17 protein-coding genes are annotated in these 15,239 nt (G+C 72.9%); 10 read left to right on the top strand and 7 right to left on the bottom strand.

Translation table 11 applies throughout. From position 1 onward, the window contains the following. Positions 1–23: 23 nt before the first annotated feature. From ABD331_RS34195 to ABD331_RS34175, 5 genes are read right to left on the bottom strand one after another with little or no spacing between them, the layout of a single operon-like run. Positions 24–563 (bottom strand): TrmH family RNA methyltransferase, encoded by a 540-nt coding sequence (locus tag ABD331_RS34195; protein ID WP_148432201.1) that lies wholly within the window; start codon positions 561–563, stop codon positions 24–26. Beyond that, on the bottom strand, positions 560–1,150 hold the full coding sequence (locus ABD331_RS34190) for a class I SAM-dependent methyltransferase (protein ID WP_344484033.1): 591 nt from the start codon (positions 1,148–1,150) through the stop codon (positions 560–562). The genes ABD331_RS34195 and ABD331_RS34190 overlap by 4 nt, the downstream gene beginning before the upstream one ends. Positions 1,151–1,161: 11 nt before the next feature. After that, positions 1,162–2,109 carry a VWA domain-containing protein gene (locus ABD331_RS34185; protein ID WP_344484031.1) on the bottom strand — a complete coding sequence of 316 codons (948 nt, stop codon included), beginning with the start codon at positions 2,107–2,109 and terminating at the stop codon, positions 1,162–1,164. Continuing rightward, the gene (locus ABD331_RS34180; protein ID WP_344484029.1) at positions 2,106–3,047 is read right to left on the bottom strand and encodes a DUF58 domain-containing protein; all 942 of its coding nucleotides are present in this window, start codon (positions 3,045–3,047) and stop codon (positions 2,106–2,108) included. The genes ABD331_RS34185 and ABD331_RS34180 overlap by 4 nt, the downstream gene beginning before the upstream one ends. Next, entirely contained in the window at positions 3,044–4,045 is a 1,002-nt protein-coding gene (locus ABD331_RS34175) for an AAA family ATPase (RefSeq protein ID WP_344484027.1), read from the bottom strand. Before ABD331_RS34175 ends, ABD331_RS34180 begins: the two co-directional genes overlap by 4 nt. Before the next feature lie 55 nt (positions 4,046–4,100). Between ABD331_RS34175 and ABD331_RS34170 the strand changes: the two genes are divergently transcribed. The 10 genes from ABD331_RS34170 (at position 4,101) to ABD331_RS34125 (ending at position 13,116) form a co-directional block, all read left to right on the top strand. Continuing rightward, positions 4,101–4,874, top strand: a complete 774-nt coding sequence (locus tag ABD331_RS34170; RefSeq protein WP_344484025.1) for a hypothetical protein — start codon at positions 4,101–4,103, stop codon at positions 4,872–4,874. Between the two features lie 50 nt (positions 4,875–4,924). Further along, positions 4,925–5,788, top strand: a complete 864-nt coding sequence (locus tag ABD331_RS34165) for a DUF2268 domain-containing putative Zn-dependent protease (RefSeq protein ID WP_344484022.1) — start codon at positions 4,925–4,927, stop codon at positions 5,786–5,788. 129 nt (positions 5,789–5,917) lie between these two features. Beyond that, positions 5,918–6,907, top strand: coding sequence for an Lrp/AsnC family transcriptional regulator (locus tag ABD331_RS34160; protein WP_344484019.1), 990 nt, complete (start codon positions 5,918–5,920; stop codon positions 6,905–6,907). A 14-nt stretch (positions 6,908–6,921) separates the two neighbouring features. After that, on the top strand, positions 6,922–7,815 hold the full coding sequence (locus ABD331_RS34155; protein ID WP_344484016.1) for a polysaccharide deacetylase family protein: 894 nt from the start codon (positions 6,922–6,924) through the stop codon (positions 7,813–7,815). Continuing rightward, positions 7,812–9,101 carry an MFS transporter gene (locus ABD331_RS34150; RefSeq protein WP_344484013.1) on the top strand — a complete coding sequence of 430 codons (1,290 nt, stop codon included), beginning with the start codon at positions 7,812–7,814 and terminating at the stop codon, positions 9,099–9,101. Before ABD331_RS34155 ends, ABD331_RS34150 begins: the two co-directional genes overlap by 4 nt. Beyond that, the gene (locus ABD331_RS34145) at positions 9,098–9,844 is read left to right on the top strand and encodes an SDR family NAD(P)-dependent oxidoreductase (protein WP_344484010.1); all 747 of its coding nucleotides are present in this window, start codon (positions 9,098–9,100) and stop codon (positions 9,842–9,844) included. Before ABD331_RS34150 ends, ABD331_RS34145 begins: the two co-directional genes overlap by 4 nt. A 67-nt stretch (positions 9,845–9,911) precedes the next feature. Continuing rightward, the gene (locus ABD331_RS34140; protein WP_344484007.1) at positions 9,912–10,910 is read left to right on the top strand and encodes a ketopantoate reductase family protein; all 999 of its coding nucleotides are present in this window, start codon (positions 9,912–9,914) and stop codon (positions 10,908–10,910) included. An 83-nt stretch (positions 10,911–10,993) separates the two neighbouring features. Beyond that, positions 10,994–12,001 carry a helix-turn-helix transcriptional regulator gene (locus ABD331_RS34135; protein WP_344484004.1) on the top strand — a complete coding sequence of 336 codons (1,008 nt, stop codon included), beginning with the start codon at positions 10,994–10,996 and terminating at the stop codon, positions 11,999–12,001. Positions 12,002–12,165: 164 nt separating this feature from the next. Then, a complete protein-coding gene (locus ABD331_RS34130; RefSeq protein WP_344483998.1) occupies positions 12,166–12,534 on the top strand; it encodes an STAS domain-containing protein in 369 nt (122 codons plus the stop codon). A 75-nt stretch (positions 12,535–12,609) separates the two neighbouring features. Next, positions 12,610–13,116 (top strand): hypothetical protein, encoded by a 507-nt coding sequence (locus tag ABD331_RS34125; protein WP_344483995.1) that lies wholly within the window; start codon positions 12,610–12,612, stop codon positions 13,114–13,116. Here the strand turns inward: ABD331_RS34125 and ABD331_RS34120 are convergent. Together ABD331_RS34120 and ABD331_RS34115 are read right to left on the bottom strand one after the other, a co-directional pair. Beyond that, positions 13,094–14,512 carry an MFS transporter gene (locus tag ABD331_RS34120; protein WP_344483992.1) on the bottom strand — a complete coding sequence of 473 codons (1,419 nt, stop codon included), beginning with the start codon at positions 14,510–14,512 and terminating at the stop codon, positions 13,094–13,096. The genes ABD331_RS34125 and ABD331_RS34120 overlap by 23 nt on opposite strands. An 88-nt stretch (positions 14,513–14,600) precedes the next feature. Continuing rightward, positions 14,601–15,047, bottom strand: a complete 447-nt coding sequence (locus ABD331_RS34115) for an Rrf2 family transcriptional regulator (protein ID WP_344483989.1) — start codon at positions 15,045–15,047, stop codon at positions 14,601–14,603. Positions 15,048–15,239 lie beyond the last annotated feature (192 nt).

The following is a 15,239-nucleotide window of genomic DNA, read 5'->3' as shown; positions in this document are numbered from 1 at the left end:
CCCTTCCCGGGTGAACGGTTCGGTTACGAATCGGGGAGATTCTGCCACTCCTGGCGGCGCGCCTCGGACAGCGCGATGGCCGCCGCCACCGCCACGTTGAACGAGCCGACCCGCCCGACCTGCGGGATGTAGCAGGCCCCGTCGACGGCGTCGAGCAGGGCCGGGGAGCAGCCGTGGTCCTCGCTGCCGACGACCAGGCACACGTCGCGGCCCAGAGCGGCCCTGTGCAGGGGGGTGGCCTCGGCGGTCAGCTCGATCGCCAGCACCGCGTAGCCCGCCTCCCTGGCCGCCTTGACCGCCTCGACGGCGGGCACGGCCTCGTGCCAGGTGACCAGGCGCTCGGTGCCGAGCGCGGTCTTGCCCGCCTTGGGGTTGGTGGGCGGGGTGGCGTTGCCGGCCAGCCAGATCTCGTCCACGCCGAACGCGGCCGCGCTGCGGAAGATCGAGCCGATGTTGAACGGGCCGGTGACCGACTCGATGATCAGGCCGAGACGGTTCTGGGTGTTCCTGCGCCAGGTGCGGTTGAGCCGCTTGACGTCGGTGGGGCGCAGTTGCCTTCTCACGGGGTCACCTTCAGTACGCGGTAGGCGGCCCGGCTGGCCTCGCGGGAGGCCTGCCAGCCCTGCTCGCCGAGCCAGCGCTGCAGGGAGTCGGAGCCGAGGTGTTTCTGGACGACCAGGTAGGCCACGCCGTCGGGCGTCAGCCGGGTGAGCCACCTGGTGAGCATGTCGTGCAGGGCCTGCTTCCCAATCCGGATCGCAGGATTAGACCAGATGGCCCGAAATTTCACTTCATCTGGCACTTCATCGATATGTACTGACCTTACTTTGTCAAGGGCGGCAGATCGGGCATTCCGCTCCGTGAGCTCCAGGCTGCGCCGGTTCACGTCCACGGCCCACACCGTCGCGCCCGGCGCCCGCTTCGCCATGGTCAGCGCGATCGGCCCGTACCCGCAGCCCAGGTCGAGCAGGTCGCCCTCCTGCGGCGGCGCGGGGACGCTCTCCAGCAGCACGCGCGTGCCGACGTCCACCCGCTCGGGGGAGAACACGCCGCTGTCGGTCTCCAGCCGCAGATGCAGATCGGGCAGGACGAGATCGACGGTGCCCGGCCTGCTCGCGGTGCCCGGCCGCTCGGAGAAGTAGTGCGCCACGTCGCCAAACGTTACGGGATCCGCGAGCCGAACAGGACCGCGGCGCCCGCCACCAGCAGCCCCGCCAGGATGGCCGCCACGATGAACCACTGGGTGATCTCCTGGCTGACCAGCTTGTAGCCGAGCGAGGTGCCGATCTGCTCGTAGACCTCGCGCAGCTCGCTGCCGGACTCGGCGGTGTAGGCGCGCCCGCTGGTGCCGTCGGACAGCGACTGCAGGGTCTGCTTGTTGACGGGCACGTTCACGGGCCGCCCGTCGATGTTGACCGTGCCCTCCTGGGTGCCGTACGCGATCGTGGAGACCGGGACGCGAGCCTGCTGGGCGGCCTCGATGGCCTCGTTGACCGAACGGCCCGAGGTGTTGTCGCCGTCGGAGAGCAGCACGATCGCGGCCGGCGGCGGGTCGGTGGCGGCCTGCTGGTCGAAGGAGCGCACCGACTCCAGCGCGTTGAAGACGGCCTCGCCGATGGCGGTGCCGGGGCGGGTGGTGAGGTTGCCGATGGCGGTGACGACGGCCTGGTGGTCGGTGGTGGGGGAGATGACGACGTTGGCCGAGCGGGCGAAGGAGACGACGCCGACGTTGAAGCGGTCGGGCAGCTCCCTGGCGAACGCCTGGGCGGCGGCCTTGGCGGCGTTGATGCGGTTGGGCTGCACGTCGTCGGCGTCCATGGACAGGGAGACGTCCAGGGCGATCATGATGGTGGCCCTGTCGCGGGGCACGCGCACCTGGTCGGCGGGCTTGGCGGCGCCGATGACCAGCAACGACATCATGACGAGGAAGAGCGCGGGCGCCACGTGGCGGCGCCAGCCGGGGCCCGCGGGGGCGACGAGGTCGAGCAGGGCCAGGTTGGTGAAGCGCACGGTGTAGCGGCGGCGGGCGAACATCGCCACGATGTAGCCGGCCACGAGCAGCAGCACCAGCACGAACAGCCACAACCAGCCGGGGGCGAGAAACGTCATGCGGTGGGCCTCCGGTGGGCGAGGTGGCTCGTGCGGCGCTGGCGCAGCACGAACTGCGCGACGTCGAAGACCCAGTCGCGGTCGGTGCGCAGGACCAGGTGGGCGATTCCGGCGCGGCGCAGCGCCAGGCGGGTGCCCTCACGTTGCAGGGCGGCCGCCTCCGCGTACGCGCGCCGGATCTTGGGCGAAAGGTGCACTTCGCGTACGTTCCCGGTCTCGGGGTCGGCGAACGCGACGCGGCCGACGTCGGGCAGTTCGAGCTCGCGGGGATCGATGACCTCGACGGCCAGCACCTGGTGGCGGGCCGCCAGCCGCCTGATGGGGCGCTCCCACGGGCGTTCGGCGTCGGGGTCGAGGTCGGGGTGGGCGTCGAGGAAGTCGGAGACGATCAGCCGCATGCCGCGCCGCCTGCGGGTGGCCGACAGGATCTCGATGCCTTCCGCGAGGTCGGGCGGGTCGGGCACGACGCTGCCGCGCGGGGCGTCCATGAGGGAGTGCAGCAGCCCGTACAGGGCGGGGCGGCCGGTGCGGGCGGGCATGCGGTGCACGAACTCGTCGTGGATGACCAGCGCGCCGAACCGGTCGCCCATCCGGCTGGACAGGAACCCGATGGCGCCGACGGCGGCCACGGCCAGGTCGCGCTTGTCGGTGTCGGCGGTGCCGAAGTCCATGCTGGGCGACAGGTCGGCCAGCGCCCAGGTCTCCAGCTCGCGGTCGGCGATGAGGTCGCGGACGTGCGGGACGGTCGTGCGGGCGGTGACGTTCCAGTCCATGCGCCGCACGTCGTCCTCGCCCGGCACGTAGACGCGGCTGTCGCCGGCCTCGCTGCCGGTGCCGGGCAGCAGGCCCTGGTGGGCGCCGTGCAGCAGGCCGTCGAGGCGGCGGGTGACGGTCAGCTCCAGCCGGCGCAGGGCCTGCTCCGCTGTGGTGGGGCTCAACGGTTCTGGTTCCAGACGACGAGGGGCGGGGGGACGGCTTGCAGGATCTGCTTGACGACGCTCTCCGGGTCTACCCCGTCGGCCAGGGCGTCGAAGGTGAGCATCAGGCGGTGGGACATGACGTCCACGGCGACGTCGCGCACGTCGTCCGGCAGCAGGTAGTCGCGGCCGCGCAGCAGGGCCAGCGCCCGGCCGGCGGAGACGAGACCGAGGGTGGCGCGCGGGCTGACGCCGATCTCGATGGTCTCGGCCAGGTCGGCCAGGCCGTACTCGGCGGGCGCGCGGGTGGACATGACCAGCCGGACGACGTAGTCGGCGACGAGCTGGTGCACCGAGACCTGCTCGGCGGCCTCCTGGAGGGCGAGCAGCTTGTCGGGGTCGAGCACCCGCTCGGGGACGGGCGGCCTGACGCTCATGCGGTGCAGGATCTCCAGCTCCTCGTGGGCGCTGGGGTGGGGCACGCGCACCCGGAACAGGAACCGGTCGCGCTGCACCTCGGGCAGCGGGTAGACGCCTTCGGACTCGATGGGGTTCTGGGTGGCCAGCACGATGAACGGCCTGGGCAGGGGGTGGGTGACGCCGGCGAGGGTGACCTGGCGCTCGGCCATCACCTCCAGCAGCGCCGACTGGACCTTGGCGGGCGCGCGGTTGATCTCGTCGGCCAGCAGGAAGTTGACGAAGACGGGGCCGAGCTCGACGTCGAACTTCTCGTTGGACGGGTGGTAGACGCGGGTGCCGACGATGTCGCTCGGCACGAGGTCGGGGGTGAACTGGATGCGGGCGAACGTGCCGCCCACGACGGTGGCCAGGGTGGAGGCGGCCAGGGTTTTGGCGACGCCTGGGACGCCCTCGAGCAGGCAGTGCCCGCGTGCCAGCAGGGCCACCAGCAGCCTTTCGACCATGTGGTCCTGCCCGACGATGACACGCCGGACCTCGTCGAGACTCTGACGCAGCAGTGCCGCGTCGGTTCCGCCCGGCAATTCTTCGGCGACGCTCATGACGCCATTCCACCAAACGCGCCGCAAACGTGCACGACGCCACGTCTGTGCTTTCATGGCAAACGTGGCAAGTCCCCTGCAGTACGGTGATCCTCCCCGGCTGGGGCCCTACGTGGTGCAGGCACGTCTGCACACGGCGCCGGCCGGGCTCGTGTACCTCGGCCAGGCGCCCGACGGGCGTGCCGTGTCGCTGGCGGTGCTCACCCGGGGCGCGGCCTTCGACGCCGCGGCGCGCGAGCGGTTCGTCACCGCCGTGCGCGAGGCGGGCGGCAGGGAACGGTCCGGGATGCGCGGGTGGCTGGGGCGTTCCGGCAGGTCGCGCGGGGTCGTGCTGGACGGCGCGCCCGAGGTGCTGGCCTTCGACGGCGGGCGGGCGCCGTGGGTGGCGGTGCCGTACGCGCCGGGGCGGCAGGGGGCCGAGAGGTTCCTGGAGCCCGTCATGGTGGGCGGGACGTTCATCGGGGAGGCGCACGGGCCGGACTTCGTGCCGTACTGGCTGACCGATCGCGCGCCGGCGCTGGCGGGGCCGACCCGGCGGCGGCTGCCGCTGACCGAGACCCGCAAGCGGGTGCTGTTCGCCGCGCTGGCCCTGGTGCTGCTGCTCGTGCTGGTGACGGCGATCCTGCTGTTGCTGCTGCTCGGGCGGCAGGACACCGAGCAGCAGCCGCGGCAGTTGCCGCCGACGGTGTTCGTGCCGACGCCGCCGCCGACTCCGGAGACGCCGGTGCCGCAGCCTTCCCCGTCGCAGTCGCCGTCGCCGTCGGAGAGCGGGCAGAGCACGCCGGGGCGGTCGCCCGGGGAGGACCCGGGGGACGAGTCGCCCTTGTGAGCCGTTAATCGCTTGAGCCTCACGTAACGTGAGGCTTTAGCTTCCCCGGCATGGAAATCATCGTTCACGACACCCTCGCCGCGATGGCCGGCCTGCTGGAGCGGCCCCTGGACGAGCGGCCCGGCGCGCTGCGCGAGATGCTGACGCCGATGCGCTCGTCGATCCCGGTTCCCGGCGACATCGTCGGCCTGCACCACGACAGCGGCGGCTTCCGCGTGGACGCAGAGGACCCGCGCTACCTGCCCGCCGTCCGGCGGATGATCGAGCAGGACGTGCTCGGCCAGGTGCGGCGCGAGCTGGCCAGGGCGGCGGCTGCGCTGAGCGGCGCGAAGCAGCCCGACCTGGTGAAAATCATGTTCGTGATGGGCCACCCCGACGACGATCACCTGATGCAGACCGCCGGCGGCTACTACGGCATGGGCGGCGGCTCCGAGTGGCTGTACCTGCTGGCCTGGCCGTCGGAGGAGGTGATCGGGCGGATCGGGCACCTGGCCGTGCACGAGTTCCACCACAAGGTCCGCTTCACCAACGTGGAGTGGAACCCGGTGACCGTGACCGTGGGCGAGCACGTGATCGCCGAGGGGCTGGCGGAGGCGTTCGTACGGGAGCTGTCCGGGCCTGAGGCGATGGGGCCGTGGTCGCGGATGGTGACAGGGGAGGCCTACGAGCGGGCCTACGAGCTGACCGCTGCGGACTTCTGGCTGGAGGGGATGCAGCACACGTCCGCGTACGTGCTGGGCGACGGCCCGGTGCGGAAGTTCGGGCAGGAGCCGCGCGGCATCCCCGACATGGCGGGATACGCGGTGGGGCTGAACCTGGTCGATCGGGCCCTGGCCGCCACCGGGCTGACCGCCGCGGAGGCGACCCTGCTGCCCGCCGCCGAGCTGCTGCGGCGCGCGGACATCCGCCCCTGACCAGGACATCGAGCGGGATCGCATCCTCACGGCCGAGCAGGCGCGGACCTCCGCTTTTTGGGCAAAAATTGCGGATTACGTTCAAAGATGCCTTGCTTTCGGGGGATTCCGTCAGTAAGCATGGAACGCATGCAAGAACCCGACGAGCTGGACCGGGCGATCGTCGCGGCGCTGCAGCTCAACGGCCGCGCCCCGTGGAGCCTGATCGCCCGCCTGGTCGGCGCGAGCGAGTCCACCGTGGTCCGCCGCGCCGCCCTGCTCGGCGAGAGCGGCCGGCTGCGCGTGATCGGCGTGGTGGACGTGCTGCGCTGCGGCCTCGGCGTGCCGGTGCTCAGCCGGTTCCGGTGCCGCCCCGGCACCACGTACGAGGTGGCCGCGAGCCTGGCGGAACGGCCGCAGGCCAGGTTCGTCTCCGTCGTGTCGGGCAGCGCCGACTGCGTGGCCGAGTTCGTGGTGCCCACGCACGCCGAGATCGGCCGGTTGATGGTGGCCGACGTGCCCGGCGGCGACCGGGTCACCGAGAGCGAGACGCACGCGGTCATCCGCACGTTCGTCTCCAACCACGACTGGAACCCCGGCGTGCTCGGCGAGCGGGCCACCGCCGAGCTGCGCGACGCGGCCGAGCCGCCGTTCGAGGACCGGTTCCCCCAGGGCGCCCCCGAGCGGCTGGACGAGCTGGAGCACGCCGTCGTGCGGGCGCTCGGCGAGGACGGGCGCATGCCGTACAAGGCCCTGGCCAAGGTCGTGGGCAGCAGCGAGTCGACCGCCAAGCGGCGCGTGGAGTCGCTGGTGCGGCGCGGCTGCCTGCGCTTCCGCACGCTGGCCGAGCCCGAGGTGCTCGGCTTCGCCGTGGAGTTCATGCTCTGGCTGGAGGTCGAGCCCGGCCTGCTGGAACGCGCCGGGCAGCAGCTCGCCGGCCACCCCGCGACCCGCTACCTGTCGGCCACCACCGGCCGCTTCAACCTGGCGGGGCAGGTGGCGCTGCGCCACTACGGCGACCTGTTCCGCTACCTGACCGACGACGTCGGCTCCCTGCCCGGGGTGCGTGCCGCCGACGTCACCCTCCAGCTCACCACGCTCAAACGCGCCTGGGTGCCCACCCCCGCCGCACGACCGTAAGGAACCCCCTCCCCATGACAGAACAGCAGCAGCCCTGGCAGTGGGACGAGCAGACCTGGCGGGGCCACGTCGCCCGCGTGCGCGCGGGCCGTCCCCTGCGCCCCGCCTCCTGGCCGGGCGGCGCCCGCGTCGCCGTCGCGCTGTCCTTCGACTCCGACCATGAGACGATCCCGCTGCGCGACGGCGAGACCAGGCCGGGCAAGCTGGCCCAGGGCGAGTACGGCTCCCGCGTCGGCGTGCCCCGCGTGCTGCGCCTGCTGGAGCGGCACCGCATCCCCGCCTCGTTCTTCATGCCGGCGGTCTCGGCGCTGCTGCACCCCGGCGAGGTGCGCGACTACGTGGCCGCCGGGCACGAGGTCGCCATGCACGGCTGGATCCACGAGCGCAACATGCTGCTCGACCCGGCCGACGAGCGGGAGCTGGCCCTGCGCGCCGCCGACACGCTGGAGAAGCTGTCCGGCACCCGCCCCGTCGGCATCCGCACGCCGTCGTGGGACTTCTCCGACCACACCCTGGCCATCACCATGGAGCTGGGCCTGCGCTACGACTCCTCGCTGATGGCCGACGACGAGCCGTACGAGCTGCTGGCCGGCGGCGAGCCCACCGGCATCGTGGAGATCCCGGTCGAGTGGATCAGGGACGACGCGCCGTACCTGATGATGGAGCGCTACGGCGCGCTGCGGCCGTACACGCCGCCGCGGCAGGCGGCGGCGATCTGGCGCGACGAGTTCGACGGCGCGCTGGCGGAGGGCGGGCTGTTCCAGCTCACCCTGCACCCGCACATCATCGGCCACCGCTCCCGGATGGCCGCGCTGAGCGAACTGCTGGAGCACATCACCGCGCACGACGGCGTCTGGTACGCCACGCACGCCCAGATCGCCGGGTACGTCCTGGAGCACGCCGCATGACCGCCACCGCCACCCCCGCCACCCGCCTGACCCCGCAGCAGCGCAAGGCCATCGTGGCCGGCGCCATCGGCAACACCGTCGAATGGGTGGACTGGGCGATCTACACCACGTTCGCCGCGGTGTTCTCCAAGCAGTTCTTCCCCTCCGGCGACGAGACGGTGAGCCTGCTGTCCACGCTGGCCGTCTTCGCCGTCGGCTTCCTCATGCGGCCCATCGGCGGCGCCATCCTGGGCGCGTACGGCGACCGGCACGGCCGCAAGAAGGGCATGACGCTGACCATCTCGCTGATGGCGGCGGCCGCGTTCGTGATCGCCATCTGCCCCGGCTACGAGAGCATCGGCATCGCCGCGCCGATCGTGCTGGTGCTGGCCCGGCTGGTGCAGGGCTTCTCGGCGGGCGGCGAGTTCGGCACCTCCTCGGCCTTCCTGGTCGAGTCCGCCGCGCCGGGGCGGCGCGCGTTCGCCGGGTCCTGGCAGCAGGTGTCGGTCGGCGGTGGCGTGCTGATCGCCTCAGGCCTGGGCACCGTCCTCACCTCCACGCTGGACGAGGCCGCGCTGCAGAGCTGGGGCTGGCGCGTCGCGTTCGTCCTCGGCGGCCTGCTCGGGCTGGTCGGCCTGTGGCTGCGGGTCTCGGTGCCGGAGACCGAGGCGTTCGCCAAGGCCGCCTCCAGCGGCAGGACCCGCGCCAACCCGCTCGTCGTGATGGTCAGGGACCATCCCAGGGCGGCGCTGCGGGTGGCCGGTGTGACGATCGCCGGGACGCTGCTGTACTACGTCTGGGTCAGCTACATGCCGACGTACGCGCACGTCGACACCGGCATCCCGCTGAACCAGGCGCTGCTGGCCAACACCATCGCGGTGCTGGTGTTCCTGATCCTGCTGCCGTTCGGCGGGCTGCTGTCGGACCTGGTCGGGCGCAAGCCCACGATGCTCGGCTTCGCCCTCGGGTTCCTGGTGCTGGCCTGGCCCGCGTTCCGGTTCCTCGACGGCGGGTTCGGGTCGCTGCTGGTCATCGAGCTCGTCGGGATGGTGTTCCTCGTCGGCTACTCGGCCAACTGCGCGGCGATCATGGCCGAGCAGTTCCCCGCCGAGGTGCGCACGACCGGGATCGGGCTGCCGTACGCGCTGGCCGTGGCGATCTTCGGGGGCACCGCGCCGTACGTCACCACGTGGCTCAGCTCCAGCGGCCATCGCGACCTGGTGTGGATGTACGTGGCCGCCGCCGCGCTCATCGGCGTGATCGTCTACGCCACCATGCCCGAGACCAAGGGGAAGGAGCTGACATGACCCGCCACGTCCTGGTGACTGGTGCGGCGAGCGGTATCGGCGCGGGCGTGTGCGAGCTGTACGCCGCCGAGGGCACCGCCGTCACCGCCGTGGACCGGCGGGCGGCAGGGCCGCGCTCGATCGTGGCCGACCTGGCCGACGCCGAGGCCGCCGAACGGGTGGTCGAGCGGGCCTGGCAGGCGTACGGGCCGGTGGACGTCGTGGTGAACGCGGCCGGCATCTACCCGGCCACGCCGTTCCTGGAGATGACCGCCGCCCAGTGGGACCGGGTGCAGCACGTCAACGTCCGCGCCCCCATGCTGATCACCGCCACGTTCGGCCGGGCCTGCGCCGCGGCGGGCCGTACCGGGGCGGTGGTGAACATCGCCTCGGGCGCCGCGCTGCGCGCCCGACCTGGCGCGGCGCACTACTGCACGTCGAAGGCGGCGCTGGAGATGCTCACCAAGGCCGCCGCGATCGAGCTGGGCCCGATCGGGGTACGCGTCAACGCCGTCAGCCCCGGCTTCGTCACCGTCGACAGCGCCGCCAACCCGGTCACCGAGGAGTACGCCGCCGCCGTCTCGGCCAACGCCCTCGGCCGCCGCGGCGTGCCCGGCGACGTGGCGCGGGCCGTGCGCTGGCTGGCGGGCGAGGAGGCGGGCTGGGTGACGGGCACGGTGCTGCGGGTGGACGGCGGGGCGTCGGCGGGCTCCACCGCCCTGCCCCTGCACTGGAACGGAACGAGCGAGGTACAACGCGCATGAACTTCAACGCAACGGGCGGGGTGCGACGGGGCATGAACGGGAACGGAACGGGCGGGGTGCGACGACCATGAACGACTATGCCATCGTCGGCGGCGGCGCCATCGGCGGCACGATCGCCTTCCACCTGGCCGAGGCCGGGCACGAGGTGCTGCTCGTGGACGCCGACCCCGCGCACGTGGCGGCGGTCCGCGCAGGCGGCCTCGTCCTGCGCGGCGCGGACGGCGACCGCCGCGTCCGGGTGAGCGCCGCCACCCCCGAGGAGGCGGCCGGGCCGCTGCGCCACGTGCTGCTGTGCGTCAAGGCGCAGGCCACCGCCGGCGCGGCCGGCTGGATCGCGCCCAGGCTCGCCCCCGACGGGTATGTCGTCTCGGTGCAGAACGGCCTGAACGAGCAGCTCATCGCCTCGTACGTGGGCGACGCGCGGACCGTCGGCGCGTTCGTCAACATCTTCGCCGACGTGGTCGAACCCGGCGTGATCAAGGACGGCGGGCCGGGCGCGTTCGTGATCGGCGAGCTGGACGGCGGCTCCAGCCCGCGCGTGGACCGGCTCGTCGCCGACCTGGCCGGGCTCGGCGCCAAGGCCACCGGGAACGTCGGCGGCCACCTGTGGGCCAAGCTCGGGTTCGGCGCCATGCTGAGCGTGACCGCGCTGGCCGACGCGCCCATGGCCGACCTGATCGACCGGCACAGGCCGCTCATGCACGCGCTGGTGGCCGAGGTGTTCGCGGTGGCGGGCACGCTGGGGCTGCGGCTGGAGCCGTTCGACGCGTTCGACGCGCGGGCGTACCTGCCGGGGGCGCCCGAGCAGGCGAGGGAGGCGGCGACCGACCGGCTGACGGCGTGGCTGCGTACCCAGCCGAAGGACCGCAGCGGCATCTGGCGCGACATCGCCGTCCGGCGCCGGCCGATCGAGGTGCACGACCACTACCGGCCGGTGCTCGCGCAGGCGCGGGCGGCGGGGGTGGCCACGCCGCTGCTGAGCGGCATGCTGGCGCGGCTGGCCGAGGTGGAGACGGGCCGCTCGCCGATGAGCGAGCGGCATCTCACTGAGCTGTTCGCGTCCTGAGGGCGCCCCCGCCGGGGCTACGATCACGCTATGGCCGGTCGTTCAGCCGCCCTCGCGAGGGCCACCCGCGGGCGGGGCGTGCCATGGAGGCGCTGACGTTCGACAGCCGCGACCTCGGGCAGACCGAGGCGTTCCTCAGCAAGGCCTACGCCAGGATGCGTCTCGGCTCCGACGCGGAGCGCCCGCGCACCACGATCTCCCGCAAGGTCCTCGGGCCGGTCAGCGTCGACCGGGTGCGGCTGGACTGCACCATGGACTACGAGGTGCATCCGCTCGGCAAGCTGTGCCTGTGCCTGGTGGAGTCGGGAACCATCGCCCAGCAGGTCGCGGGCCAGGAGCGGGAGGTGTTCGGGCCGGGCGACGCGGTGTACTTCGCGCCGCCCGACCGGCCCTACTCCGGCCAGGTCCGCCACGCGGCCTACACCGTCGTCCTGCTCGGCGACGCGCTGCTGCAGGAGGTGGCCGGCGCTGACGAGGGACGCGCGCCGGGGCCGGTGCGGCTGCTGGGGCACCGGCCCGTCTCCGCCCTCGCGGCCCGCCACCTCCAGCGGACGATCGCCTACCTGCGCGACGACGTCCTGGCCGACCCCGACCTCGCGGGGGAGCCGCTCGTCGTCTCCACGGCCGGGCAGCTCCTGGCCGCCAGCGTCCTGTCGGCCCTGCCCAGCAACGCCGCCGACGCGTCCGGCACCACCGGCGCCGACCGCCACGACGCCCACCCCCAGACGCTGCGCCGCGCCATCGCCTTCATCGACGAGCACGTCGGCACGCCCATCGGCATCGCCGACATCGCCGCCGCCTCCCGCGTCACCGCCCGCGCCCTGCAGTACGCCTTCCGCAAGCACCTGAACACCACCCCGCTGCGCTACCTGCGCCAGGCCCGCATGGCCCGCGCGCACGCCGAGCTGCGGTCCGGCGACCCGGCCGAGACCACGGTGGCCGCGATCGCGGCTCGCTGGGGCTTCTTCCACCCGGGCAAGTTCGCCTCGTCCTACCGGGCCGCCTACGGATGCGCGCCCAGTGACACGTTGCACGTTTACCCCGAGCCGATTTCGCTGATGGGACAGCAGAGGGCCGATCCCTTCGCCTAGTGTGCTGACCGGGCACGGTCACAGGGCGAAGAGTGAAGTCAGACAACGATCGACGCCGTGCCGGCACAGATCCCCGCGACGATGGAGCCCACGCTGGAACAGATGCACACGACCGCGTCCAGGCTCGTCCTACCGGCACCGCGACCGCAGGCCGCCAAGGCGTCATGTCGTCCCTGAAGCTGAGCTGCCGGGAGCTGCCCGGCGGAGTGCTGATCGCGGTGGCGGGCGAGCTCGACTCCACCAACGCCGACGACCTGGAGAGCTACGCCGAGCGGCGCCGCGTTCCAGGGCCTGGCATGGTGCTCGACCTGACCGGGCTGACCTTCATGGACAGCCGCGGCCTGCACGTCCTGTTACGGCTGAACGCCGCCGTCCGCGAGCAGGGCGGGCTGCTGCGCCTGGCGGGTGTGCAGGACGTGCCCGCGCGCGTCCTGCAGATCACCGGGGTGTGGCTGGCCCTGCACATCCACCCCGACGCCCGGCACGCCGCCACCGCGATGCGCGAGCACGAGGCGGCCGCCAGGCCGACCTGACCCGGATGTCACGGCGTGCCGCGCTGTCCTGTCCAATAGGTGTGACCCATCGGCGGCGGCAGCGAGGAGAACACCGTGGCGGCGCACGGCCTGATGTCCCTGCTGCACGTGGTGGCGGTGGCGGCCGGCTGCGGGCTGGCCCTCGCGCCCGCCCTGCTGCCCTCCGGGCGCGCCGCCGCTAAGTGGCCGTACGCCGCGATGGCGTTCGGCATGGCGGCCGGGCATCTGAACGGGCTCTTCCTCGTCGTCGCCGTGCTCGTGCTGCTGACCGCCGGCTGGCTCTGCGGCTCGCCCTCCCGCCGGGCCGAACTCGGCCACCACCTCCAGGACTTCGTCGTCATGTCCGTGCTGCTGGTGCTGGCGGCGCTCGGCGGGCCCGCGCTCGCCGGCGACCCGTCCGGGCACACGCACGGGGGAGGGGCGCTGGCGGCGGCGGCCCTGGTCATCGGGGTGGGCTGGACGTGCGCGCGGCTGGTGCGCGTGCTGGCCGGGCGGGGCGGCGATCGCGGGGCGTTCGAGCGGGACGCGTGCTCGGCGGGGATGGCGGCGAGCATGGCGTTCATGGCCGCGCTCGCTCTCTGAGCGGGGCGGGGGCCGTTCGTTCCGCCGGGCGCATGCGGGCCGCGACGAGCAACGCCACGACGGTCACCGCGGCCATGGTCAGGAAGACGTCCGAGTAGGCGGCGCCGTCCCGGCCCCCGTACAGCGGGTTGACGGCCTCGCCGCCGCTGGCCTGGCGCGCGGTCACCAGCACCCCGAACAGGGCGGGCCCGGTCCCTGCGCCGAGGAACTGGGCGCCCTGCAGGATCCCCAGCCCCGCGCCCACCTGCTCGGCGGGCAGCGCGCCCGCCGCGGCGCTGATCAGCGGCGTCAGCACGAAGATGAAGCCGACACAGAGCCCGAACACCCCCACCCCGGCCGGAACGACCGACGGGCCGCCCGTGAAGGCCGACAGGAACAGGGCGAACACCCCGACGACCCCCAGGCCGGCGAGCACCAGGGGCCGCGTGCCGACGCGGTCGGCCAGGCGGCCGATCAGCGGCGAGACGACGGCGACGGCGATCCCTGCCGGGATCATGACCAGTGCCCCCGCGCCGGGGGTGAGCCCGTTCACGTCCACCACCAGCAGCGGGACGAACACCAGCCCGCCCAGGTTCACCACCATGGCCAGGAACGCGACGACGACCGCGCCCCGGTAGACCCGGTTGCCGAACAGCGCCGGCGGCACGAACGGATGCGCGGCCCGCATCGTCCGCCACCCGAACAGCGCGAGGGCCACCACCGCCACCGTCAGGCTCACCCAGGACTCCGGCGCGGCGAGGCCCGCGACCTGCGCCTGCGTGATGCCGAACAGGACCGTCCCGGCCCCCACTCCAAGCGCGACGCCGCCGAGCAGGTCGAAACGCGCCTCCCCGGCCGGCGGCTCGCCCGGCAGCACCCGCAGCGCCGCAGGCAGCAGCGCCAGCGCGACCGCGAACATCAGCCAGAACAGCGCGGGCCAGCCGAGGAGCTGCCCGATCCCGCCGCCGACGGCCGGCCCGGCGGCGGTGCCCACGCCGGTGCTCGCGGACAGCACGCCGATGCCCGCCCCGCGCCGGTCCTCCGGCATCAGCCTGGTGACGGCGATGATCGACAGCACGGGGATCGCCGCGCCGCCCACCCCCATCACGATCCGCCCGGTCACCAGGACGGGCAGGTTCGGGGCGAGGGCGCAGATCAGGCTGCCGGCGGCGTACGTCGCCAGGGCGAAGGCGAACAGCCTACGCAGGCTCACCCGGTCGGAGACGCGGCCGTAGAAGGGGACGCCGACGGAGAACGCCAGCAGGAAGCCGGTGACCACCCACGCCAGCTCGGCCTCCGAGGCGCCGAACTCCGCTCCGATCGCGGGCACCACGAGGTTGACCATGTCGCTGGCGATGACCGTGGCCAGCATCGCCGGCATCAGCACGGCCAGCAGTGAACGGGACGTCGGTGTCATGCGGGGGCCTCCCGATTCTTACTGCCACCATCTTGGTTGCAGTTTGGGTACAAGAAAGGCGGAGGGGTCACCTCCGCCGTCTTCCTGGCTAGCGGTTCGTCAGCCCGAGCTCGCGCTCGATGTCCGTCACCCGCCCGAGCAGGTGGGCGATCGTGGTCGCGGCGAGCCGCTCCGCCATGGCCCGCTCGGCGTCCTGGAACTCCACCTCCAGCAGGGCCTGGATGTTGCGCCCCACCTCGCAGCTCGCGCTGGGCGGGTGCGGGTGGCGGGAGATGATCGGGCCGGGCTCCACGGCGGCGAACGCGTCGTACAGGGTGATCTCGCGGGGCGCGCGGGCCAGCGACCAGCCGCCGCCCCGGCCCTCCGTGGACCGCACCAGATCGGCGTCGCGCAGGCTGCCGAGGATGCGTCGGACGAGGACCGGGTTGCTCTCCAGACTGTCGGCGATCTCCGCCGAGGTCAGGGACGTTTCGTGGCGGCGGCCGAGCAGGGTCAGGGCGTGGATCGCGACCGCCGTCCTGCTGCTGAGACTCACTCCACCACCTCCCTCGCAGAACTGTAACGAGATTAGTTGCAGTTAGACCGCCGGTCAATCCTCCGCTAGGTGACTGGTGTTTTTTGATCTCTCTCGCGCTGGTCTGTCCTCTTGTGCCAGGGTGATCGGTGTTGGTCACCGGGCGTGGGGAGAGATCAAGCGATGGCAGTGGGCCAGACTCCGATGCAGCCG

The organism is Nonomuraea monospora (assembly GCF_039531895.1).
Classification (GTDB): Bacteria; Actinomycetota; Actinomycetes; order Streptosporangiales; family Streptosporangiaceae; genus Nonomuraea; species Nonomuraea monospora.
The sequence above is the reverse complement of the archived record's forward strand: the minus strand, read 5'-3'. Positions and strand labels throughout refer to the sequence as shown.

What these genes read in the sequence shown, in the direction of transcription:
- ABD331_RS34185 (WP_344484031.1), bottom strand. Translation starts at nt 2,109, where the DNA reads ATGACGTTTCTCGCCCCCGGCTGGTTGTGGCTGTTCGTGCTGGTGCTG.
- ABD331_RS34175 (WP_344484027.1), bottom strand. Translation starts at nt 4,045, where the DNA reads ATGAGCGTCGCCGAAGAATTGCCGGGCGGAACCGACGCGGCACTGCTG.
- ABD331_RS34170 (WP_344484025.1), top strand. Translation starts at nt 4,101, where the DNA reads ATGGCAAACGTGGCAAGTCCCCTGCAGTACGGTGATCCTCCCCGGCTG.
- ABD331_RS34165 (WP_344484022.1), top strand. Translation starts at nt 4,925, where the DNA reads ATGGAAATCATCGTTCACGACACCCTCGCCGCGATGGCCGGCCTGCTG.
- ABD331_RS34160 (WP_344484019.1), top strand. Translation starts at nt 5,918, where the DNA reads ATGCAAGAACCCGACGAGCTGGACCGGGCGATCGTCGCGGCGCTGCAG.
- ABD331_RS34155 (WP_344484016.1), top strand. Translation starts at nt 6,922, where the DNA reads ATGACAGAACAGCAGCAGCCCTGGCAGTGGGACGAGCAGACCTGGCGG.
- ABD331_RS34150 (WP_344484013.1), top strand. Translation starts at nt 7,812, where the DNA reads ATGACCGCCACCGCCACCCCCGCCACCCGCCTGACCCCGCAGCAGCGC.
- ABD331_RS34145 (WP_344484010.1), top strand. Translation starts at nt 9,098, where the DNA reads ATGACCCGCCACGTCCTGGTGACTGGTGCGGCGAGCGGTATCGGCGCG.
- ABD331_RS34140 (WP_344484007.1), top strand. Translation starts at nt 9,912, where the DNA reads ATGAACGACTATGCCATCGTCGGCGGCGGCGCCATCGGCGGCACGATC.
- ABD331_RS34135 (WP_344484004.1), top strand. Translation starts at nt 10,994, where the DNA reads ATGGAGGCGCTGACGTTCGACAGCCGCGACCTCGGGCAGACCGAGGCG.
- ABD331_RS34130 (WP_344483998.1), top strand. Translation starts at nt 12,166, where the DNA reads ATGTCGTCCCTGAAGCTGAGCTGCCGGGAGCTGCCCGGCGGAGTGCTG.
- ABD331_RS34120 (WP_344483992.1), bottom strand. Translation starts at nt 14,512, where the DNA reads ATGACACCGACGTCCCGTTCACTGCTGGCCGTGCTGATGCCGGCGATG.